Origin of the sequence: Clostridium celatum DSM 1785, assembly GCF_000320405.1 — a bacterium.
Lineage (GTDB): Bacteria > Bacillota > Clostridia > Clostridiales > Clostridiaceae > Clostridium > Clostridium celatum.
Window position 1 is genome coordinate 40,919 of sequence record NZ_KB291716.1, and the last position, 22,590, is coordinate 63,508.

General features: G+C 27.5%; 18 protein-coding genes, 1 pseudogene and 1 other annotated feature. Of the genes and pseudogenes, 13 read left to right on the plus strand and 6 right to left on the minus strand.

Going from position 1 to position 22,590, the window contains the following annotated elements:
* Positions 1-20 precede the first annotated feature (20 nt).
* Positions 21-764, plus strand: a complete 744-nt coding sequence (locus HMPREF0216_RS15605; protein ID WP_040420231.1) for a hypothetical protein — start codon at positions 21-23, stop codon at positions 762-764.
* A gap of 171 nt (positions 765-935) precedes the next feature.
* Complete coding sequence (locus tag HMPREF0216_RS15610; protein ID WP_005216299.1) at positions 936-1,655, plus strand: GNAT family N-acetyltransferase; 720 nt, start codon at positions 936-938, stop codon at positions 1,653-1,655.
* 125 nt (positions 1,656-1,780) lie between these two features.
* Here the strand turns inward: HMPREF0216_RS15610 and brnQ are convergent, their stop codons facing one another.
* The 3 genes from brnQ to HMPREF0216_RS15625 all read right to left on the minus strand — a co-directional run bounded on the left by brnQ (position 1,781) and on the right by HMPREF0216_RS15625 (position 5,856).
* Positions 1,781-3,121 carry a branched-chain amino acid transport system II carrier protein gene (gene brnQ, locus HMPREF0216_RS15615; RefSeq protein ID WP_005216302.1) on the minus strand — a complete coding sequence of 447 codons (1,341 nt, stop codon included), beginning with the start codon at positions 3,119-3,121 and terminating at the stop codon, positions 1,781-1,783.
* Positions 3,122-3,347: 226 nt separating this feature from the next.
* Positions 3,348-3,599 (minus strand) — a binding site (T-box leader).
* A gap of 295 nt (positions 3,600-3,894) precedes the next feature.
* Positions 3,895-4,338, minus strand: coding sequence for a MarR family winged helix-turn-helix transcriptional regulator (locus HMPREF0216_RS15620; RefSeq protein WP_005216303.1), 444 nt, complete (start codon positions 4,336-4,338; stop codon positions 3,895-3,897).
* Between the two features lie 120 nt (positions 4,339-4,458).
* Positions 4,459-5,856 carry an MATE family efflux transporter gene (locus tag HMPREF0216_RS15625; RefSeq protein WP_040420232.1) on the minus strand — a complete coding sequence of 466 codons (1,398 nt, stop codon included), beginning with the start codon at positions 5,854-5,856 and terminating at the stop codon, positions 4,459-4,461.
* 153 nt (positions 5,857-6,009) lie between these two features.
* On the opposite strand from HMPREF0216_RS15625, the gene HMPREF0216_RS15630 reads away from it, so the two are divergent.
* The 6 genes and pseudogenes from HMPREF0216_RS15630 to HMPREF0216_RS15655 all read left to right on the plus strand — a co-directional run bounded on the left by HMPREF0216_RS15630 (position 6,010) and on the right by HMPREF0216_RS15655 (position 14,842).
* Positions 6,010-6,750, plus strand: a complete 741-nt coding sequence (locus HMPREF0216_RS15630; protein ID WP_005216306.1) for a nuclease-related domain-containing protein — start codon at positions 6,010-6,012, stop codon at positions 6,748-6,750.
* A gap of 29 nt (positions 6,751-6,779) precedes the next feature.
* Positions 6,780-7,727: a ribonuclease Z gene (locus HMPREF0216_RS15635; RefSeq protein WP_005216308.1), complete on the plus strand. Its 948-nt coding sequence runs from the start codon at positions 6,780-6,782 to the stop codon at positions 7,725-7,727.
* 220 nt (positions 7,728-7,947) lie between these two features.
* Positions 7,948-8,358, plus strand: coding sequence for an arsenate reductase ArsC (locus HMPREF0216_RS15640; RefSeq protein WP_005216310.1), 411 nt, complete (start codon positions 7,948-7,950; stop codon positions 8,356-8,358).
* A 149-nt stretch (positions 8,359-8,507) separates the two neighbouring features.
* Positions 8,508-12,855, plus strand: a pseudogene (locus HMPREF0216_RS15645) (PolC-type DNA polymerase III).
* 179 nt (positions 12,856-13,034) lie between these two features.
* Positions 13,035-13,946: an AEC family transporter gene (locus HMPREF0216_RS15650; protein WP_005216320.1), complete on the plus strand. Its 912-nt coding sequence runs from the start codon at positions 13,035-13,037 to the stop codon at positions 13,944-13,946.
* A 92-nt stretch (positions 13,947-14,038) separates the two neighbouring features.
* Positions 14,039-14,842 carry a class I SAM-dependent methyltransferase gene (locus tag HMPREF0216_RS15655; RefSeq protein WP_005216322.1) on the plus strand — a complete coding sequence of 268 codons (804 nt, stop codon included), beginning with the start codon at positions 14,039-14,041 and terminating at the stop codon, positions 14,840-14,842.
* A 111-nt stretch (positions 14,843-14,953) separates the two neighbouring features.
* Here the strand turns inward: HMPREF0216_RS15655 and HMPREF0216_RS17255 are convergent, their stop codons facing one another.
* A complete protein-coding gene (locus tag HMPREF0216_RS17255; RefSeq protein WP_005216324.1) occupies positions 14,954-15,109 on the minus strand; it encodes a hypothetical protein in 156 nt (51 codons plus the stop codon).
* Positions 15,110-15,177: 68 nt separating this feature from the next.
* Positions 15,178-15,600 (minus strand): zinc ribbon domain-containing protein, encoded by a 423-nt coding sequence (locus HMPREF0216_RS15660; RefSeq protein WP_040420233.1) that lies wholly within the window; start codon positions 15,598-15,600, stop codon positions 15,178-15,180.
* 289 nt (positions 15,601-15,889) lie between these two features.
* Between HMPREF0216_RS15660 and HMPREF0216_RS15665 the strand changes: the two genes are divergently transcribed.
* On the plus strand, positions 15,890-16,879 hold the full coding sequence (locus HMPREF0216_RS15665) for a S8 family peptidase (RefSeq protein ID WP_040420234.1): 990 nt from the start codon (positions 15,890-15,892) through the stop codon (positions 16,877-16,879).
* Positions 16,880-17,106: 227 nt separating this feature from the next.
* On the plus strand, positions 17,107-18,987 hold the full coding sequence (htpG, locus tag HMPREF0216_RS15670; protein ID WP_005216330.1) for a molecular chaperone HtpG: 1,881 nt from the start codon (positions 17,107-17,109) through the stop codon (positions 18,985-18,987).
* 58 nt (positions 18,988-19,045) lie between these two features.
* Here the strand turns inward: htpG and HMPREF0216_RS15675 are convergent, their stop codons facing one another.
* Positions 19,046-20,107, minus strand: coding sequence for an NAD(P)H-dependent flavin oxidoreductase (locus HMPREF0216_RS15675; RefSeq protein ID WP_005216332.1), 1,062 nt, complete (start codon positions 20,105-20,107; stop codon positions 19,046-19,048).
* A gap of 236 nt (positions 20,108-20,343) precedes the next feature.
* On the opposite strand from HMPREF0216_RS15675, the gene HMPREF0216_RS15680 reads away from it, so the two are divergent.
* From HMPREF0216_RS15680 to fabK, 3 genes are all read left to right on the plus strand, one after another.
* Complete coding sequence (locus HMPREF0216_RS15680) at positions 20,344-21,321, plus strand: beta-ketoacyl-ACP synthase III (protein WP_005216334.1); 978 nt, start codon at positions 20,344-20,346, stop codon at positions 21,319-21,321.
* A gap of 91 nt (positions 21,322-21,412) precedes the next feature.
* The gene (acpP, locus tag HMPREF0216_RS15685) at positions 21,413-21,640 is read left to right on the plus strand and encodes an acyl carrier protein (RefSeq protein ID WP_005216336.1); all 228 of its coding nucleotides are present in this window, start codon (positions 21,413-21,415) and stop codon (positions 21,638-21,640) included.
* Positions 21,641-21,656: 16 nt separating this feature from the next.
* Positions 21,657-22,583 carry an enoyl-[acyl-carrier-protein] reductase FabK gene (gene fabK, locus HMPREF0216_RS15690; RefSeq protein ID WP_040420235.1) on the plus strand — a complete coding sequence of 309 codons (927 nt, stop codon included), beginning with the start codon at positions 21,657-21,659 and terminating at the stop codon, positions 22,581-22,583.
* Positions 22,584-22,590: the final 7 nt, after the last annotated feature.

The following is a 22,590-nucleotide window of genomic DNA, read 5'->3' on the forward strand; positions in this document are numbered from 1 at the left end:
TTTACAAAGGAGGAGATAGAATGAGTTGTTGTAATTGCAATAAGAAAAACTTAATTAGAACTGTACAAAAGTATAATCTTTTAATTAGACTTTCAGAAAGGTTATTTGATAAGAGTGAGGAATTGCTTAATAAAACAGCAAGGAAAGAAATTATTGAGGCCATTAAAACATTATGTAATGCAAGTAGAACTTATGATCAGGCAAGAGCATGTAAGCGTGTAGCAGAAAAGATTTTGCGTGAGGATATTTGCGGAAATGTATGCAATACAAACAGTAATAGCTGTAAAGAATTAAAAGATAGTGCTAATGAGCAGTTTGATCTTTCAGAAGAATATATTGAGAGGGCTGTATGTTCATTAAAAAATGCATTAAATATGATTGATAAATCAATTGAAGCTAAAGAAAAAGGATGTATATTAGAATTAAGATATGAAGAGTGTATTAAAACTTCAAATAACACAGAATCTTTAAATAACACAGAATCTTTAAATAACACAGAGTGTGAAAGTAATCCAAATTGCGAAAATAATATAAATTTCTTTGAGTATATAGATTGTTTAAACTCTACAGAAGAATTAGTTAATACTGATAGTATTAGTGAAATAGGTAGTTTAAGTGAGTTAGATAGTTTTAGGGATTCAGAAAATATAAATTCACAAGAAGATTTAAGTGAGTTAGACAGTTTTAGAGATTTAGAAAATATAAATTTACAAGAGAATTTAAGTGGTGGAGATAATTTTGATGTAGAGGAAGAGTTTTTATAAAAAGTTTAATTTTATATAGAAATAATTTGTATTCTAAGCCATAGATAATCCTATGGCTTTATTTTGTATTAAACATATTTTTTCTTTTAATTATAGTTTATAATTAAAAGAAAAGTAATAACTTTGTAATAGGTATGAAAATCAAAGGATATTGTGAAAATCTTATGAGAGGTGATAGCTATAGAAAAAGTTTTAGAATTTTTATATAAAGAGTATTTACTTCATGTTGATATGATAGAATGTATTAAGAATAATGAGTATAAAATAATTGAGTATATTGAAGGTGGAGTTTTAATATCTGATAAAGAAGAGGCATTAATAATGTTAACAGCTTTTAATATGGAAACAGCAAAGGCTTTAATAGATAAAATACCTAAAGGTGTTGAAATGCTAGTTATTCATCAATATTTTTATTGTAATTATTTAAAAGAAAGATTTAATGTTTATGATGAAATGAGTTGTTATCAGAGTGTTTATACAAAAAATAAACCTTTTAATATTGAAGAAAGTAGTATTAATGTAAAAATTCTTAATGAAGAATATGTAGAAAGTATATTTAATAATTATTCAAGTAAAAATACTGTAGATATTAAATATATAAAGGAGAGAATTAATACTAATACTATGTTAGGTGCTTTTATTAATGAAAAATTAGTCGGTTTTATTGGAACACATGAAGAGGGTTCCATGGGAATATTAGAAGTATTACCACAGTATAGAAAGAATGGGATTGGAGCATTATTACAAAAACATGCAACTAATTTAGCATTACAGCAAAGTAGAATACCTTATGGACAAGTTAAAGTTAATAATGAAAAATCCATTAAGCTTCAAAAAAAACTAGGATTTGAACTTTCTAGTGAAATGGTATATTGGCTAATGATAAAATAAAATTAAAAGTTAAATATAAATTTATTTAGTTAAAATTAGAAGTGATAAATGGCAAGTTAGAAGTAAAATTGATAATGTATATAAAAAATTATCAAAAGTTTTTTTTACTTGCCATTTAATTTATATTAATTTAAAGTAGATTTTAATTTTGAAGGTGATAATTTTTCTCTAAATAAACAAAGTATAACCCCTAATAATAATCCAATTAAAGCAGGTACAAGCCAGCAAAGACCTTGAGAATAAAGTGGAAGTTTGTATAATAATTTATTTAAAAAGTCAATATTCAATCCAAGTTGAGATAGAGCATCTAAAAAACTAACAACTCCTGTAAATAAAATAGTTAATTTATATATAGTAGAGTTATCTTTAAAATATTTATTTAGGATTCCAAGAACTATAAGCATGATTGCAATTGGATAAATTCCATTCAATATAGGAACTGAAATAGATAGTATTTTATTTAACCCCATATTAGCAAGAGACATACTTGAAAGGACTAAAATTCTTACCCAGTTTTTATAAGAAATCCTACTTGTTAAACTACCAAAGTATTGGCTACAAGAAGTTATAAGTCCGACAGATGTTGTTAAACAAGCTAAAGTAAATACCACAGCTAGTAATACTAGTCCAGGAGCACCAAAAATGTGAGACATTACATTGGTCAAGGTTTCTGCACCATTTGAAGTTGAACCATATAAATTACCACTAGTTGCACCAAGGTGAGCAAGCATTGAATAAATAACAATTAATAGTAAACCAGCCATAAGTCCAGCTTTTATGGAGGATGAAATTACTGAATTTTCATCTTTTATTCCTCTAGATTTTATAGTAAGTGAGATAACAATACCAAAGTTTAATGCAGCAATTGTATCCATAGTTAAGTAACCTTCTAAAAATCCTTTTAAAAATGGATTAGCAACATATTCAGGTGCAGTATTTCCATAAGAGCCTAATGGGCTAAATAATGAAGATATAAAAATTATAGCAATTAAAAATAGAAGAGTAGGAGTTAAAACTTTACCCATTCTATCAACTAACTTTGATGGTGATAATGAAAGCCAGTAAGCCACAGCAAAGAAAACTAAAGTAAATAAAAATAATGCTAAAGTTCTTGACATGCCTTGTGGTAAATAAGGTGCTACAGCCATTTCAAAAGGTAAGCTACCAGCTCTTGGAATTCCAAGTCCAGGTCCTATTGATAAATATATTAATGTTGTAAAAATTAGTGCAAATATAGGATTAACTTTTTTTGCTAAATTGTATAATCCGTTAGATTTAGCAACAGCAACAACTCCTAAGATTGGAAAGCCTACTGCTGTTATAAGGAATCCAGCCATAGCTACCCAAGTTTTATTTCCAGCAGATTGCCCTAAAAATGGTGGAAAGATTAAATTTCCAGCTCCAAAGAATAATGAGAAAAGCATTAAGCTTACTAATAATAAATCTTTTTTTGATAAGTTTTTCATAATTTTGCCCCCAGTATTTTTAATTTATTTGTTATACAAAATAGCATTTATATGTTTATTAAAGTAAATATTAACAATAATGTATAACAAGTAGTATGATTTAATCTGATTTTAAATTTCTTATTTTAATATCTATGTCGCTTTCTATACTCATAACGTTGCCCCCTTTTTGTGAAAAACTTAATTAAATTAATAAATTTGAATAAAAAAAATCCGTCCCTTAAAAACAAGGGACGGAATTAACCGCGTTACCACCCTAATTCTATAAAAAGATTATAAAAATCCCTTATAGCACTTAGTTACATATCAAACAATACGATTTTCTTTTAACGGGAAAGACTCCGGCAATACTTACTAAAAAGTTCAGTACTGCTTCTCCGAGATGATTTTCAGTAATACATTGAACATTGGTTTGCAGCAAAATACCAACTCTCTGTAGAACAAATATAAGACTTACTTTTCTCTTCACAGAATTTATTAACTTAATTGTTATATTAAGGATACAACTTTGAATTTAATATGTCAACACAAATTTAAAAATAATTGGTATAAAGATTAATGAGTAAGTATGAATATATAGTATAGAGTAAATTTACTATTTGAGAATTATATTATTGAAAAGTAAAAAATAATTAAACTAAAGGGAGAAGTAAGAAAGAGGTGAGTATTAAATATAGTTGTATTAGAATTTGAAATTATAATTGAAGAAGGTATGTATGAAAAATATATGTATATAAAGACAGAGAGCAAGTTATATCTTGCTCTCTAATTTTTTATTTTACTAAGAATTTATCCAGACCATTTTCATACATTTTTTTAAATAATGAAAGTAATGTTTTTACTTCTTCTTCAGAAAGAGATTTAACTAATTCTTCTTCCCATAAATAATAAACATCAAAAATTTCATTTTTTAGTGACGTTGCTTTTTCTGTAAGGTATATATGATATTTTCTTTTATCCTTTTCGTGAAGTTCTAGCTTTACATAGCCAGATTCTTGTAGTTTTTTTATGGCTCTTGTAGTAGTAGCTTTATCTACAGATACCTTTTCAGTTAAAGCATCATGAGATAGACCATCATTTAAATAAAGTTGAATTAAAAATTGATACTGTCCAACACCTATTTCATATTTTTCATAAGCATTTGATAAAAAACTCACACCTATTTTATGAAAAAAGCTTAAATATTTTGATACAGTTTCATTATCATATAAATTCATAAATATATTACCTTTTCTTTCGATTATTAAAATATATACTGATATTTTAACATGTTAATTAAATAAAAATCTATATTATAATACAATTAATAATTGTATTATGAAATATTAATTTAATTATTATGCAACAGATTTCTTAGTGTTTAGATCAGATTCTTCAGTAGAGAGATTTTTTAATGAGGTCATTTCTCTAAATATAACAATTCCTGAAAGTAATATAGCTAAAAAATCTGCAATAGGTCCAGCAAGCCAAACTCCAGTAAGCCCAAATAATTTAGGGAATATTAAAAATGCAGGGATTAAAAAGATTATTTGTCTTGTTAAGCTTATAAACATTGCCTTTTTCGCTTTACCAACAGCTTGATAATAATTTGAAGCAGTCATTTGAATTCCTATTATAGGCATTGATAAAAGATAAAGCTTCATTCCTGATATGGTTATATTTGTAAGGAGTGGATCGTTATTGAACATTCCAACAGCTTTTTCAGGAAATAATTGAATAAAGATAGCACTTAATACTAGTATAATCGTACAGCAAGTTAAACCATAAATATAAGTTTTTCTTACACGATCATATTTTTTTGCACCATAATTATATCCTATAATTGGCTGAGTACCTTGATTTAACCCATATATAGGCATTATGAATATTGAATAAATAGAAGTTATTATAGCCATAGCTCCAATTGCTAAATCTCCACCATAAGTCATTAAAGCTTTATTTGCAAGAACAGAAACGATACTGCTAGCTATTTGCATTAAAAATGGTGATAAGCCTATCATTAATATTGAATTAACTATATGTTTTTTTAATTTCATTTTAGGTAATGTGATATTTATAGAAGATTTTTTGCTTTTTGTAAAGTAATGTAAAACCCAACAACTAGCTATAAATTGCGATAAAATAGTAGCATAGGCTGCACCTTTTATTCCTAAATTTAAGCCAAAGATAAAAATAGGGTCTAACAGTAAGTTTATAGTTGCACCAATAATCATAGTAAGCATACTAAGCTTAGGATTACCATCTGAACGTATAGAGTTATTTAAACCAAATGCAAATAAATTACAAATTGTTCCTGTAAACAATGGAGTTATATATGCTAATGCATAAGGTAATGTATTTTCACTTGCACCAAATAAAGTTAAAAGTGGTTTAGCAAATATATTACCAAGTATAGCAATTAAGATACTAATGATAATTATAAGTGCTACACCATTTCCTAAGAAACTTTCAGCTTCAGTTTTGTTCTTCTTACCATATGCAATAGATATATTAGCACATGTTCCAATACCAATTAGCATACCAAATGCAGTTATTATTGTAGTTAATGGCATAGTTATACCTACACCAGTTATAGCTAGTCCACCAATATTAGGTATATTACCGATGTAAATTCTATCTATTACGTTATAAAGCATATTTACTATCATACCAACTATGGCTGGAATTGAAAATTTAATTAAAAGTTTTAAAATACTTTCATTACCAAGAGTGTCTTGATTATTTGTTTTAGACATATTTTCACCTTCCTTTAAATATTGTTGCGTTAGCAACGAAATGAATTTTATCATAACATTGTTGCGTTAGCAACGAAAAAATAAAATATTTACAATAACTATGGAAGATGGCAAAATAATATTATCAAATCAGATAGAAAGATTAGGAAGTACATGAAGATAAAAGCATTAGTTGGAATATTAATAATTTTACTGACTATTATAAATGTATATAAATCTAAGGTTAAAGGTTATATAGGGGAAATAATAGTAAGTAAAAGACTTAGTAAATTAAATAAGAAAAAATATAAGGTAATAAATAATATACTTTTAAAAGCACCAAACACTACTACCCAAATAGATCATATAGTTATATCAATTTATGGAATATTTGTTATAGAAACTAAAAACTATAAAGGAATAATTAAAGGAAATGAATATGACCACAATTGGATACAAATACTTTTTAATAAGAAAGAAACTCTAAGAAATCCTATAAAGCAAAATAATGGTCATATAATAGCATTAAAAAATATAATTCCGGAACTTAAATATAAAAAGATAAATTCAATAATTGCATTTACTAAAAGAGCAAAATTAAATATTAATGTTGAAACAGACGTAGTTTATTGTAATAAAATAAATAGGATTATAAAGAAAAATAAAGAGAGAGAATTTACTATAGAAGAGGTAAATAATATTTATGGAAAGCTTAAAGAATTAAATATAAATTCTTTAAGAGAAAGAAAAGTACATATTAAAAGTATTAAAAGAAGTGTTAAAAAGGCTAAAAAAAGATTAAATAAAAATAGATGTCCTAGATGTGGAGGAAAGCTAAAGAAACGTCATAATAGATATGGTAGCTTTAAAGGATGCAAAAACTATCCAGGGTGTACGTTTAGGATGGAATATTAATAAGTATACAGTAGAAAGTTGGTGTAAATATGGTTGATTTATGTTTATTAGGTAGTTTAGGTGGAATGCCTATGCCTTATAGAAATTTATCGGCAACACTTTTGAATTTTAAAGGAAGAAAGATACTTATAGATTGTGGTGAAGGAACTCAAGTTTCTATGAGAATAGTAGGGTGGGGGTTTAAGTCTGTAGATGTAATTATGATTACTCATTGCCATGGAGATCACATTGTAGGACTTCCAGGAATTTTAGCAACTATAGGAAATAGTGGAAGATTGGAGCCTTTAACTATAATTGGACCACAAGGAATTACTGAAGTTGTTAATAGTCTTAGAGTTATAGCAAAGTATTTGCCATACGATATTAATATAATAGAAAATCCAAGAGAGGTTAATTTAAATGTTACTAAAGAAAATATAAATGTAGTAGAAGAAAAAGGAGAAATAAAATTAACTACATTAGAAGTTGAACATTCATCACCATGTATAGGATATAGCTTTTATTTTAGACGTGATAGAAAATTTTCTGTGGATAAAGCTGAGAAAAATAGAGTGCCTAAAATATTATGGAATAAGCTTCAAAAAGGTGGGATTGATGAAGTGATAGTATATGATGGTAAAGAGTATACTGGAGAGATGGTTTTAGGTGATGAAAGAAGAGGAATAAAGTTAAGTTTAATTACAGATAGCAGACCCAAGGAAGAAATGATAGATTTTATTAAAGAAAGTAATTTATTTATTTGTGAAGGAACTTATGGAAGTGATTTAGATAAAGATAAGGCAATAAAAAATAAACATATGACATTTAGTGAAGCAGCTACTATTGCAAAAGAAGGACGATGTAAAGAACTTTTATTAACACATTTTAGTCCAGCTTTAGCAGAACCAAAGGAATTTATAGAAAATGCAACTAATATTTTTGAAAATACAATAATAGGTGAAGATAGATTAATAAAAAATATTAGCTTTACAGAGTAAGTAGAAGTAATAAAAATACGATATTTATTATTTTTATATTTAATTAAGTAGATATAAAAAGATAAAATTTAGTGATTATTTTTTCTACAAAGGGATTATTAACTTAGGAAATTATTAGTGATTTTTAGCAACTAAGAATAATATGAAGAAACTATATTGACTATGAATATAATTTCTTTATACTATATAGATATATATCTATATAAGGAGAGAGAAAGTTATGAATAAACCAAAGGTAGCATTTGTATGTGTGCACAATTCTTGTAGATCTCAAATGGCAGAAGCATTAGGGAGAATATATGGATCAGATGTTTTTGAAAGTTATTCTGCAGGAACTGAAACAAAACCACAAATAAATCAAGATGCAGTAAGAATAATAAAAGAGTTATATGATGTTGATATGAATGAAACACAAAAATCAAAATTATTAAATGATATTCCAACTGTAGATATAGTTATAAAAATGGGATGTAATGTAGTATGTCCATATTTACCAGCAAAGCATATTGAAGATTGGGGATTAGAAGACCCTACAGGAAAATGTGATGAAGACTTTATTAAGACAGCAAAAACTATAGAAATTAAAATTAAAGATTTAATGGAAAGAATAAAAAATAATGAATTAGTTTAAGATATTAAATAACCTCAAGCTATAAAGAAGTAGTTTTGAGGTTGTTTTTTTATTATTATAAATGGAATAAATTAAAGTTATTTAAGTAATTTTAATTTATGATATAATAGTAAAGCTGATTATTTTAGTTGAAATTAAGGGGGAAGAATATGAGCAAAGACATTATTAAAAAGTTAACCCTTGAAATAAATAAGCAAGAAAGCTTAGAAGATAAGGAGCTTAAAATAATAAAATTTCAACTTTTAAGAAAAAGTATGATTTTAAAGGTCATTTTAAGAGGTAAAGAAAAATTAGCTATAGAAGAAGAAGAGCTAATAAAAAATATTATATGTAGAACTCTTATGATAAAAATAACTGTTGAGATAGTTTTTTATAGAGATGCCAGTGATATTACTTTAGAGGAAGTAATAAAAAATCATTGGATTGAGTGCACTACTGATACTTTAAAGAAAACACCACTTTGTAAGACACTATTAATGAATTGTAGAAAAGAAGTTACAGGAAATAAAGTAGTTCTTTATAATGGTTATGAAAAATTAACAGATCATTTAAAGGCTAAAGATGGAGTAAAGTCTTTAGAAAATTCCATAAATGCTATGTTTGGAATAACGTGTAAAATTGAAGTTAAATTTGATCCTGCTATGGAAATTGTTATTGATCCTAAGGAAGCTGAAAGAAGAGAAAGAGAATTATTAACTAAGGCACTTTCAGATAGGGCTAAGGAAATGGCTTCAGAGTCAAAGTTAGCTAGTCAATCTAAACCAGTAGCTAATAAACCACAAGAAAAGAAGCCATATGAAAAGCGAGAAAATACATATAAGAGAGAGCCTAAGGCTGAAAATGCTATATATGGTAGAAATATTTCTATTGAGGCAACTGCAATTAGAGATATAGATGAAACTTCAGGTTTTGTTGCTATACTTGGCGAAGTATTTAAAGTTGAAACTATGGAAACTAAGACAGGTAAGATAATATTAACTTTCTATATAACTGATTATACAGGGTCAATTACAGTTAAGTGCTTCTTAAAGCAACAAGAAAAAGATGAAGTTCTTGAAAATGTTAAGAAAGGCCTTTATTGTAAAGTAAGAGGAGAAGCTATATACGATACTTATCAGCGTGAAGTTGTAATAATGGGCAGAGATATTCTTAAGATGAAGAAAATTGAAAGAATGGACGGAGCTGAAGAAAAGAGAGTTGAGCTTCATTGCCATACTACTATGAGTGCTATGGATGGTACAACACCAGTAGGTAAAATTGTAGAAAGAGCTGCAAAATGGGGTCATCCTGCAATAGCAATTACAGACCATGGTGGGGTTCAAGCATTCCCAGATGCACAAATTGCAGCTAAGAAAAATAAGATAAAGGTTTTATACGGTGTTGAAGGATATTTAGTTGATGATGGTGTGCCTCTTGCATTACATGAAAAAGGTCAAAGCTTAGATGATACATATGTTGTATTTGATATAGAAACAACAGGTTTTTCATCTAAAAATGACAAGATAATTGAAATTGGTGCAGTTAAAATTCAAAATGGAGTTATAGTTGATAACTTTAGTGAGTTTGTTAATCCAAGAAGGCCTATACCATATAATATAACAGAACTTACTGGTATAAGTGATGATATGGTAGCAAATGCAAATGCAATAGATGATGTACTCCCAAGATTTTTAGAATTTATAGGGGATGCAGTTGTTGTAGCTCATAATGCAAGTTTTGATTGCAGCTTTATATCAAAAAACTGCATGGATTTAGGTTTAGAGTTTAATAATACCATCGTTGATACTGTACAGCTTTGTAGATTTTTATATCCAGAGCTTAAATCCGTAAAGTTAAATTTAGTTGCTAAGCATTTAGGTGTTAAGCTTGAAAGTCACCATAGAGCAGTAGATGATGCAAAGGCAACAGGTGATATTTTAGTTATATGTATAAAGAAAATTAAAGAAGAATTAGAAATAGAAACTTTAACAGAGTTAAATAAGGTATTCTTAGAAAAGGTTGATATTAAGAAATTACCTACATATCACATAATAATGTTAGCAAAATCACAAGAAGGTATTAGGGATTTATATAAACTTGTTTCAGAAGCACATATAGATAATTTCTTTAGAAGACCAAGAACTAAGAAGTCAAGACTTATGGAAATGAGAGAACATTTAATTATAGGTGGGGCCTGTGAAGCTGGAGAGATTTATCGTTCTGTAATTGGTGGTAAAGTGATGATGAAATAAAAAGTATAATGGAATTTTATGATTATGTAGAAATTCAACCAATTGCAAATAATGCGTACTTAATTGAAAAAGGTAATGTTAAAGATGAAGAAGAGCTTAGAGATATAAATAGAAAAATATATAACTTAGCTAAGGAAATAAATAAGCCTACAGTTGCAACTGGAGATGTTCACTTCTTAGAGCCGTATGATGAAGCTTTTAGAAGAATTATAATGGCAGGGCAAGGATTTGCTGATGCTGATAATCAACCACCACTATATTTTAAGACAACAGAAGAAATGCTTAAGGAATTTTCATATTTAGGTTCTGATATTGCCAGAGAAGTTGTAATTAAAAATCCTCAAGCAATAGCAGATTCTATTGATATATTAAAACCAATTCCAGATGAAACTTATCCGCCTAAAATTGAAGGTGCAGATGATGATATTAGAAATATGACTTTAAATAAGGTTCACTCTATTTATGGTGATAATTTACCAGAAGTAGTTCAAAAGAGATTAGATAAAGAATTAAATTCAATCATTAATAATGGGTATGCAGTACTTTATCTAATTGCACAAAAGTTAGTTGCAAAGTCATATTCAGATGGATATTTAGTTGGTTCTAGAGGATCAGTTGGATCTTCTTTCGTTGCAACAATGTCAGATATAACAGAGGTTAACGGACTTCCACCTCATTATGTTTGTCCAAAATGTAAAAAATCTATATTCTTTTTAGATGGATCTGTAAGTTCGGGTGCAGACTTAGAAGATAAGGATTGTCCAGATTGTCATGTGCCATATATTAAGGATGGGCATGATATACCATTTGAAACTTTCCTTGGATTTGAAGGGGATAAGGAACCAGATATCGACTTAAACTTTTCAGGAGATAACCAAGCTGATATTCATAAATATACAGAAGTTTTATTCGGTAAAGGATACGTATTTAAGGCAGGTACAATAGGAACAGTGGCTGAAAAAACTGCATATGGATTTGTTAAAAAATATTTAGATCAAAAAGGAATAGTGGTATCTCAAGCAGAAATCGAAAGATTAACAATAGGATGTACAGGTATTAAAAGAACTACAGGACAACATCCAGGTGGTATCATGGTTGTACCTAATTATACAGATGTTTATAATTTTACGCCTATACAAAGACCAGCTGATGATTCTACATCCGATGTAACTACAACACATTTTGATTATCATTCAATTTCAGGTAGATTACTTAAGCTTGATATACTTGGACACGACGATCCGACAGTACTTAGAATGCTTCAAGATATAACTGGAGTAGATCCTAAGACTATTCCACTTAATGATAAAAAAGTACTGTCTTTATTTACATCACCAGAAGCTTTAGGAGTTACTAAAGAGGAACTTGAATGTGAAGTCGGATCTTATGGACTTCCTGAGTTTGGTACAAAATTCGTTAGACAAATGCTTGTTGATACACAGCCACAAACATTCTCAGATTTAGTTAGAATATCTGGCTTATCTCATGGTACAGACGTTTGGCTTAATAATGCTCAAACTTTATTAAGGAAGGATACACTACACTTAGAGATTGTATTGCAACAAGAGATGATATCATGGTATACCTTATGTATAAAGGTGTACCACCAAAAACAGCTTTTACAATAATGGAAAGTGTAAGAAAAGGTAAAGGCTTAACAGAAGAATTTGAAAAAATAATGAAGGAAAATAAAGTTGAAGATTGGTATATAGAGTCTTGTAAAAGAATTAAGTACATGTTCCCTAAAGGGCATGCTGTTGCATATGTTATGATGGCAGTTAGAGTTGCTTACTTTAAGGTTTATTATCCTTTAGCATATTATGCAACATACTTTACAGTAAGAGGTGCTGATGATTTTGATGCAGATTTAGTTTGTAAAGGAGAAAGTGCAGTACATGCTAAATTACAAGAACTATATGCTCTTGGAAATTCGGCATCAGTAAAGGATAAGGGTTTAATGACTGTACTTGAGCTTTCTTTTGAAATGTATAAGAGAGGTTTTAAAATGCTAAAGGTTGATTTATATAAATCAGATGCAACTAAATTCCAAATTGTAGATAATGCATTGAGACCACCGCTAAGTTCTCTTCAAGGAGTTGGAGTAAATGCAGCTAAATCTATTGCAGAAGCTAGAAAAGATGGGGAATTTATTTCAAAGGAAGATTTAAGGTTGAGATCAAAGGTTTCTAAGACAGTAATTGAAACTTTAAGTAATCATGGATGCTTAGAAGGAATGTCAGAAACAAACCAATTATCATTATTTTAGTTAAAAATTTAAATGATAAGTTGAAGTTAAAACGTAGAGTTTTCTTTAACTTATCATTTTTATTTGTTAAAATTTTTAAGTGAGTATATTTGGTATAAAAAAATTTGTAAAAATTAAGATGTTAAGTGTTTCTCTTATAGATAGTTTTAGAATAATATAGAAATGAAGGGGGATGAAAAATGGATTTATCAGTAATAATTAATAGTGTAATATCATTGTTTTTGATAATTTTGGTTGGTATTTATGGGAGTAAGAGAAATATTATTACAGGAGAAATTAATAAAGGTTTAACTAATTTGTTGTTAGAAATAACATTGCCAGCTATGATAATTGTATCTTTTATTTTTGATATGAATGAAGAGGTTAAAAATAACATAATAAAATGTTTTTATTATAGTCCTATAGTAATTTTAATAACAATAATAGTTTCATATTTATTACTTCTACCTTTAAAATCAGACAAAAAGGTAATAATTCAATTTGCAAATGTTTTTTCAAACTGTGGCTTTATAGGATTTCCTGTAATAATTAGTATTTTTGGAGCTGAAGGAGTAATTTATGCATCTATATTTAATATGTATTTTACTATATTTTTATGGACTTATGGAGTTTTGTTATATACAGGTAAGGTTAGTTTTAAAGATATAAAAAAGGTTATTTTAAATCCTTCAATTATTGCAGTAGTTATAGGATTAATAATTATGATTTTTAATTTAAATTTACCAACTGTAATTTTGAATACTTTAGATTTAGTAGGTTCATTAACAGGTCCTTTATCAATGATTATAGTAGGAGTTATACTTTCAAAGGCTAATTTTATAAAATATTTAAAGGATTTTACTATATATTATAGTGCATTTTTAAAATTAATTTTATTGCCTATTATTCTTATAATAATATCTAAAGTGATAAATGATAATTCTATAGTAGTTAAGACTTTGATTGTACTTACTGCAATGCCGGCAGCTGCAATGACATCAATTTTAGCTGAAAGCTATGAAAAAGAAGTAGAATATTCAGCAATAATTGTTTTTATAACTACATTATTATTCTTAGTAACATTTCCAATTTTATTGAAATTCATATTATAGAAAATATATTTTTATTAAGTATTAAAGAACACATTAATTATTAAAAACATAACATGTAGATAAAGAATAATTAGCACTAAAAGGGGAATGTAGTGAGTTATAATTCAATTTATAATATTATTGGATTAAATAATGAAATTAATAGACTTGAAATGCAAGCAAAGCTTGGTTGGAAAAAAGAGTTTAGAACTCTAAAATGGTTAGGTTTAAGAGATGGAATGAAGATATTAGATGTAGGTTCTGGAACAGGAGTCTATAGTGAATTATTATTAGATAACTTACCTAATTCAAATATAACTGATTTAGAAGTTGATAAAAATATGCTTAGTATAGCAAAGGAAAGATTAAAGAAGTATTCGGAAGGAAGAATTAATTTCAAGTATGGATCTATTTTAGATAGTGGTCTTTCTGAAAACACCTATGATTTCATAATTTGCAGATTTGTATTTCAACATTTAGAAAATCCATTTGAAGCAGCAAAAGAAGTATATAGACTATTAAAACCAGGTGGTATAGTTGTAATAATAGACTCTGATAGGGGACTTTATGGTGTAAGTGATCCAGATATGTTATTCAAAAGTGGTAGAGGCTATATAAGCCAAATAGAAAAACGTGTAGGTTGGAATAGAGAAATAGGTAGAAAGCTTGTAAAAATATTAAAATATCAAGGATTTGAAAAATTAGATTTTGAAGCTGTTACTATTCATAGTGATATAGTAGGTATAAAAAACATAATTGGAACTCCCAAAATAGGACAACAAGAATTGAAAATGATATCAAGAAAAAATCCACGAATAGCAAAAATTTTAAAACTATGTAATGATACAAATTTAAGTAATAATTGTACAATAATATTTTTAAATTTAATGGCGAAAGGAGTAAAACCTTTTAATTAGTGGGTAGTATTAATAGAAAATATATTTGAGAGAAATATAAAAAAGAGATAAATCAGTAATAAACTGACTTTATCTCTTTTTTTAAACTATAAATACTAACTTCTAAATAAGTTATCTCCACCATTTCGGCAATGATTTATTTGGAGCAGTAATTGAATAATTTGTAATTTTTGATTTATTTTCAACTAAAATAGAATATATATTAGATGTTGAAAACATAGATAATGTTAAAAAAAGTATTGGTATATACATAAGAAATTTTTTCATTTGTAACCTCCATAAAATAACTACTAAAACTATTTATTTTAAGTATGTTACAAATTTAATAAAAATATTTATGTTTTTAAATCAAATTTATGTCCACATCTTTTACATGTAACTACTATCTTACCTTTTTTTCTAGGTAAGCGTAATTTTTGCTTACAGTTAGGACACTTTGTAATTTTATAATTTCTAAATTCAATATATCTTTTTTTAAAGTTATCAAAGTAAATAACTAAATTATTTAAATCATAAACAGGAAGATTATATGGGATAGATTTACCAAATTTTTTTAAAATTTTATTTGTGTATGTAAAAAATATATTATATTCTTCTTTTCTTTTATATATTTTTTTTGAAAAAGCTCTATAGATTGCATAAATTAAGATTATAAGTGCTAAAAGTCTTGTTATATCAAAAATATTAAGTATTGCTGCAAGTAAAGTTAGCAATAGGGATAACAAATCTACTCCATATCTACCTTGTAAAAATTTCATATAAACACTCCTTATATTAAAATATAAATTTACCATAATTATAATATATTTTATAACCATGTACAATTTATATTATGAGAATAAATAATGAATAAAAAGTTAATAAAAAGAAATAATAAAAGCATAGTCATCTAGTTACAAAGTAACTAGAATTTGATTATGGGGCGTTGCAGCACAAAATGCAACGTCTTTTGTATTTTATAAACCTTTCGTAACCATAATAATGTTTACTTCGTATTTTATTATTAGAAGATAAAAATAATCTAATGATAAAATGAGGGGAAATATTATGATAAACAGAGATATAAATTTAACTTCATATACAGTACTTCAGCAACAAAGTGTAGCTAGTGGTATTCCAGATGGAGTTAATATTATAGATGCACCAAAGTTTTGGGATAGAGGTAGAAAGGGAGAAAATATTACTATTGCTGTTATTGATACTGGATGTGATATTACCCATATTAATTTAAAGGATAGAATAGTAGGTGTAAGAAATTTTACTGATGATGATAAAGGAAATACGAGTATTGTAACAGATTATGTTGGACATGGAACTCATGTTGCAGGAATTATTGCCGCAAGTGAGATAGGAAATGGAGTAGTAGGAGTTGCACCTAAAGCAAATCTTTTAATAATTAAGGCTTTAAGTAAAAATGGAGGTAACTACAACTGGATTGTAGATGGGATAAATTATTCAGTGAAACAAAATGTTAATATAATCTCAATGTCTTTAGGTGGAAAATATGACGATATTGCACTTCATGATGCTATAAAAAATGCAGTAAATAAGGGGATACTTGTAGTATGTGCAGCGGGAAATGATGGAGATGCAAAAGCTAAAACAACAGAATTAAGTTATCCTGCTGCTTATAATGAAGTAATATCTGTTGGGTCTATTAATGCAAATAAAGAAAGTAGTAGATTTTCAGCTTCAAATAATCAAGTTGATTTAGTTGCACCTGGACAAGGATATAATAATAGGGGAATATTATCAACAGCACCAGGAAATAAATTTGCTGAGATGCAAGGAACATCTATGGCAACACCGCATGTTGCAGGAGCATTGGCATTAATAATTAATTGGGCAGAAGATGTATTTAAAAGAAAATTAAGTGAAACAGAAATTTATGCACAATTAATTAAGAAAACTGTATCATTAGGATATGATAAAAATATTGAAGGAAACGGAATGTTATATTTAACTATAGATGATTTGATGGGGAAAATTATAAAAGATGATAAATTAATAAGTGAAATATTAAAAAATAGCTTCTAATAAAATAGAATTATTATTAAAAATATAAAACTGAAGTATTAGTAAATATTAAGATGTATATCAATACTTCGGTTTACATATAAATGAAAAATGTTTCAAAAATGTAAAAAATACAATTAATAATTTTTAAGGTATTGACTAAAAAAAAACAAGGTATATAATAAAAATATGTATTAGCACTCGAGTTTGGTGAGTGCTAACAATCAAGTATGTAAGGAGAGAGTTTTATGGAAACAAAACAATTTAAAGCAGAGTCTAAAAGACTTTTAGACTTAATGATTAATTCAATTTATACGCATAGAGAAATCTTCTTAAGAGAGCTTATATCTAATGCAAGTGATGCAATTGATAAAATTTATTATAAAGCATTATCATCAGATAATATAAGTTTTAATAAGGAAGATTATTTTATAAAGGTATCAATAGATAAAGATAACAGAATAATAAAAATATCTGATACTGGTATTGGTATGACAAAAGAAGAGTTAGATGATAACTTAGGTGTTATTGCTAAAAGTGGTTCTCTTCAATTTAAGAAAGAAAATGAAGCTAAAGAAGGTTATGATATAATAGGTCAATTTGGTGTTGGTTTCTATTCGTCATTTTTAATAGCAGATAAAGTAACTGTTATTACTAAAGCTTTTGGAAGTGATGAAGCTTACAAGTGGGAGTCTAAAGGTGTTGAAGGTTATACTATAGAGCCAGCTACAAAGGAAACTATAGGTACAGATATAATATTACATTTAAAAGAAAATACTGAAGATGAAAATTTTGATGAATATTTAAATGAATATAAAATTAAATCATTAATTAAAAAATATTCAGATTTTATAAGATATCCAATAAAAATGGATATAACTGAAAGAAAACTTAAAGAAGGAACAGAAAATGAATATGAAGATTACGTTGAAGAAAAAGTAATTAATAGTATGGTTCCTATTTGGAGAAAAAATAAAAGTGAATTAAGTAAGGAAGATTATGATAATTTCTATAATGAAAAGCATTTTGGATTTGATAAGCCATTAAAACATATTCATTTAAGTGTAGATGGAACTGTAAGTTACAATGCAATTTTATATATTCCAGAAAATATGCCATATGATTTCTATACAAAAGATTATGAGAAAGGATTAGAACTTTATTCAAATGGTGTAATGATTATGAATAAATGTTCTGATTTACTTCCAGATTACTTTGGATTTGTAAAAGGAATTGTTGATTCAGAAGATTTATCTTTAAATATTTCTAGGGAAATTCTTCAACATGATAGACAATTAAGATTTATTGCTAAAAATATAAAGAATAAAATAAAGAGCGAATTAGAAAAAATGCTTAAAAATGAAAGAGAAAGCTATGAAAAATTCTATTCTGCTTTTGGAAGAACATTAAAATTTGGTGTTTATGATAATTTTGGAGCAGAAAAAGAAGTTCTTCAAGATTTATTAATGTTCTATTCTTCAAAGGAAAAGAAGATGGTAACTTTAGATGAGTATGTTACTAGAATGTCTGAAGAACAAAAATATATTTATTATGCAACAGGTGAATCTATAGCAAGAATAGAAAAAATGCCACAAATCGATCTTTTACTAGATAAAGGATATGAAATCTTATATTGTACTGATGATATTGATGAATTTGCAATTAAGATGTTAATGAAATATAAAGATAAAGAGTTTAAGTCAGTATATAGCGATGATTTAGGAATAGAAAATAATGATGAAAAAGATTCAAATAATGAAAATGAAGAAGAAAGCAAAGCTTTATTTGAAACAATGAGAGAAGTTTTAAATAATAAAGTTAAGGCTGTTAAGGCTTCAAAGAGATTAAAGAAACATCCAGTTTGCTTATCAAATGAAGGTGAAATTTCAATTGAGATGGAAAAAGTTTTAAATTCTATGCCTAATAATCAAGGAGTAAAAGCCGATAAAGTATTAGAAATTAATGTTAATCATGAAGTTTATAATGCTTTGAAAGATGCCTATGAAAATGACAAAGAAAAATTAGGATTATACACAAATTTATTGTATAATCAAGCCTTATTAATAGAAGGTTTATCAATTGAAGATCCAGTTGAATTTACAAATAATATTTGTAAATTAATGAAGTAGATATGATAAAAAAATAGTAGTAGCAAAATAGTAATTTTGCTACTACTATTCTTATTTATTAATTTAATTCTGAAGTAAGTTCTGATAAAAGTTCTTGTACAGAAACAATTTTATTAATTTTATAGGCATTAGAACCACAGAATATTAAACCATTATCAATATCTCCAGAAACTGCATCAATTAAAGCTTTGCTTATACAATATGGTGTAGTCAGAGGATTACATGGAACTAAGCAATTATAACATTTGCTTATTTTTTTATGTTCTGAATTTAATGATTCTAAAAATTTGTTATTAATAGCTCTACCAGGCATTCCTACAGGACTTTTAACTATTTTAATGTCATCTTTTGTAGAATTTACATAAGCATTTTTAAAGTTTATATGAGCATCACATTCATCTGTAGCAACAAACCTAGTTCCAATCTGGACACCACTAGCCCCTAATGAAAGATATTTTTTTATGTCAGATGAATTAAATACGCCACCACCAACTATAACTGGAATTTTGCAGTTGTAAGTTTTTTCGTAATTAGCAATTTCTTCTAAAATAGAAGAAACATTATCATCAAAATTTATAATGTCATCATTAAGCTTATCTGCTTTAAACCCTAAATGACCGCCTGCCTCAGGACCTTCTATAATAAAACCATCTGCAACTTTATCATAATGTTTTTTCCAATAAGAAAAAATAAGTTTTGTAGCTTTTAATGATGATACTATAGGAAATATTTTTATAGAGCTACCTTTTGTATATTCTGGTAATTTTAGAGGTAAACCAGCGCCTGATATAATAATGTCAGCACCAGCTTCGATAGTTGCTTTTACAATATCACTATAATTATTCATAGCAACCATAATATTTACCCCAATAATTCCATTATTACTAATTTCTTTAGCTTTTTTTATATGTTTTTTTAAAGATCTAAGATTAGCTTGAAGAGTATTACTTTCAAAATCTTCTTCTAAATAACCAGGTTGAGCAGCAGAAATAACACCTATTCCTCCGAATTTTGACACAGTTCCTGCTAGTTTAGATAAGGATACACCAACTCCCATTCCTCCTTGAATAATTGGTATAGAAGCTTTTAAATTCCCTATTATTAATGGATTAAATTTCATGATCTATCTCCTTTCAAATCAAATATTTTGACAATCAAAATATATTTGTAGTATAATACAGGTGCAGAAAAATAGCAACAAAAAAATAAATATTGACAATAATTCAAATAATAGTTAAAATCTAATTGTTTGATGCTCAAAATATTTAAAGGAGGAACAATATTGAACTATACAAAAAATTTTTACAGATTAATTTGACTGTCAAATAATTAGATGATAAAAACAAAGGTGTGAAGATGGGATTAGTAAAAGTAATAGGAGTTGGACATTATTGTCCAGATAATATTGTAAGCAATGATGAATTAGCATTAATAGTTGATACATCACATGAATGGATATTTAAAAGAACTGGCATAAAAGAAAGACGAATTTCAAATGGTGAAGGTACTGTAGATTTAGCTATAAAGGCAGCAAAGATGGCTTTAAATATGGCTAATTGTAAAGAAACAGATATTGATTTAATTATAGTTTCAACTACTTCTCCAGATAGAATTATGCCTTCTACAGCATGTAGTGTTCAAAATATTTTAGGGTGTACTAATGCAGTAGCTTTTGATGTTTCAGCAGCTTGCTCAGGATTTATATACGCATCTATAATTGCAAATTCTCTCTTGAAAAATGGAGAAGGTAAAAAGGCTTTAGTAATAGGAAGTGAAGTTTTATCAAGAATTGTTGATTGGGAAGATAGAAATACTTGTGTATTATTTGGAGATGGAGCAGGAGCTGCAGTATTAGAAATTTCTGATGAAAAACAAGGAATATTAAGTACTTATTTTGGTTCAGATGGTGAACGTGGACATAAGGCTTTAATCGCAAATGAATTTACACTTAATAATCCATTTTCAAAAAATGAATTATCAAAAAAGGAATTTATTGAAATGGATGGTAAGGAAGTTTTTAGGTTTGCTGTATCGATAATTCCAGAAGTAGTAAATAAACTGTTAGAAAAATCAGGAGAAGATTTATCTAACATAAAATATATAATTCCACATCAAGCTAATTCAAGAATAATAGATGAAGCAGCTAAAAGATTAAAAATAGAAAAAGAAAAATTTTATTTAAATTTAGAGAATTATGGAAATACATCAGCTGCAAGTATACCAATAGCTTTAAGTGAAGCAATTGAAGAAAAAGCAATTAATAAAGGTGATAAAGTTATATTAGTTGCTTTTGGTGGAGGATTAACTTGGGCTGGAGTTTTAGTTCAGTTTTAATTTGAAATAAAGAAATTAAAGTAAGTTTAATTTTAACTTAATAATAGATAAAAAAGAAAATAATTAAAGTGAATTTTAGGAGGATTATAAAATGATATTTGAAAAAATTAGAGAAATAGTAGTAGAACAATTAGGTGTAAATGAAGAAGATGTTAAATTAGAAACAAACTTTATTGAGGATTTAGAAGCAGATTCACTAGATTTATTCCAAGTAATAATGGAAATTGAAGAAGAATTTGATGTAAAGGTAGAGGATACTGAAAATATTAAAACTGTTAAAGATGCAGTTGAATTTATAAAAAGTGCAACTGAAAAATAATATTGGAGGTATTTTTATGAAAAAGGATATAAGAAGTATTTTAGATATTAAATATCCTATATTTCAAGGAGGAATGGCTTGGATATCGGATAGCACTTTAGCAGCTGCTGTATCAAATGCAGGAGGACTTGGAATAATTGCAGGGGCAAATGCTCCTGCAAATGTTATAAGAGAAGAAATTAGAAAAACTAAAGAGCTTACTGATAAGCCCTTTGGTTTAAATATAATGTTACTTTCTAAAAATGCTGATGAACTTGCAAGAATGGCAATAGAAGAAGGTGTTAAGGTAATAACTACAGGTGCAGGAAATCCAGGTAAGTACATGAATGAATGGAAAGAAGCTGGTATTGTAGTTATACCTGTAGTTGCATCAGTAGCTCTAGCTAAAAGAATGGAAAGAGCAGGTGCAGATGCCATTATAGCAGAAGGATGCGAATCAGGGGGACATGTAGGAAAGTTAACAACTATGGTACTTTTACCTCAAGTGATTGATGCTGTAAATATTCCAGTTATAGCAGCAGGTGGTATTGCAGATGGTAGAGGTATTGGAGCAGCATTTTTCCTTGGTGCAAGCGGAGTTCAAGTTGGAACTAGATTTTTAGCATCTACAGAGTGTAAAATACATGAAAATTATAAAAATGCAGTAGTTAAAGCTAAGGATATAGATACTGTTGTAACTGGTAGAACAACAGGGCATCCAGTACAAGTATTAAAAAATAAACTTGCAAAAGAATATTTAAGTCTTGAAAAAGAAAATGCGCCAATAGAAAAGCTTGAAGCGTTGGGAAAAGGTGCTTTAAGAAATGCTGTAGAACTTGGAGATGTAGAAAATGGCTCTCTTATGGCAGGGCAAATATCAGGTATGATATCTAAGGTACAAAGTGCAAGAGAAATTATTGAAGAAATGTTTGAAGAATATGAAGAATTAAAGAGAGCTTTTTAAGTTAGGA

Coding starts and splice junctions, on each gene's coding strand:
- HMPREF0216_RS15620 (WP_005216303.1), bottom strand. CDS start 4,338: ATGAATTTATATGATAATGAAACTGTATCAAAATATTTAAGCTTTTTT.
- htpG (WP_005216330.1), top strand. CDS start 17,107: ATGGAAACAAAACAATTTAAAGCAGAGTCTAAAAGACTTTTAGACTTA.
- HMPREF0216_RS15635 (WP_005216308.1), top strand. CDS start 6,780: ATGGTTGATTTATGTTTATTAGGTAGTTTAGGTGGAATGCCTATGCCT.
- fabK (WP_040420235.1), top strand. CDS start 21,657: ATGAAAAAGGATATAAGAAGTATTTTAGATATTAAATATCCTATATTT.
- HMPREF0216_RS15660 (WP_040420233.1), bottom strand. CDS start 15,600: ATGAAATTTTTACAAGGTAGATATGGAGTAGATTTGTTATCCCTATTG.
- HMPREF0216_RS15605 (WP_040420231.1), top strand. CDS start 21: ATGAGTTGTTGTAATTGCAATAAGAAAAACTTAATTAGAACTGTACAA.
- HMPREF0216_RS15640 (WP_005216310.1), top strand. CDS start 7,948: ATGAATAAACCAAAGGTAGCATTTGTATGTGTGCACAATTCTTGTAGA.
- HMPREF0216_RS15650 (WP_005216320.1), top strand. CDS start 13,035: ATGGATTTATCAGTAATAATTAATAGTGTAATATCATTGTTTTTGATA.
- brnQ (WP_005216302.1), bottom strand. CDS start 3,121: ATGAAAAACTTATCAAAAAAAGATTTATTATTAGTAAGCTTAATGCTT.
- HMPREF0216_RS15675 (WP_005216332.1), bottom strand. CDS start 20,107: ATGAAATTTAATCCATTAATAATAGGGAATTTAAAAGCTTCTATACCA.
- HMPREF0216_RS15680 (WP_005216334.1), top strand. CDS start 20,344: ATGGGATTAGTAAAAGTAATAGGAGTTGGACATTATTGTCCAGATAAT.
- HMPREF0216_RS15625 (WP_040420232.1), bottom strand. CDS start 5,856: ATGTCTAAAACAAATAATCAAGACACTCTTGGTAATGAAAGTATTTTA.
- HMPREF0216_RS17255 (WP_005216324.1), bottom strand. CDS start 15,109: ATGAAAAAATTTCTTATGTATATACCAATACTTTTTTTAACATTATCT.
- HMPREF0216_RS15665 (WP_040420234.1), top strand. CDS start 15,890: ATGATAAACAGAGATATAAATTTAACTTCATATACAGTACTTCAGCAA.
- acpP (WP_005216336.1), top strand. CDS start 21,413: ATGATATTTGAAAAAATTAGAGAAATAGTAGTAGAACAATTAGGTGTA.
- HMPREF0216_RS15630 (WP_005216306.1), top strand. CDS start 6,010: ATGAAGATAAAAGCATTAGTTGGAATATTAATAATTTTACTGACTATT.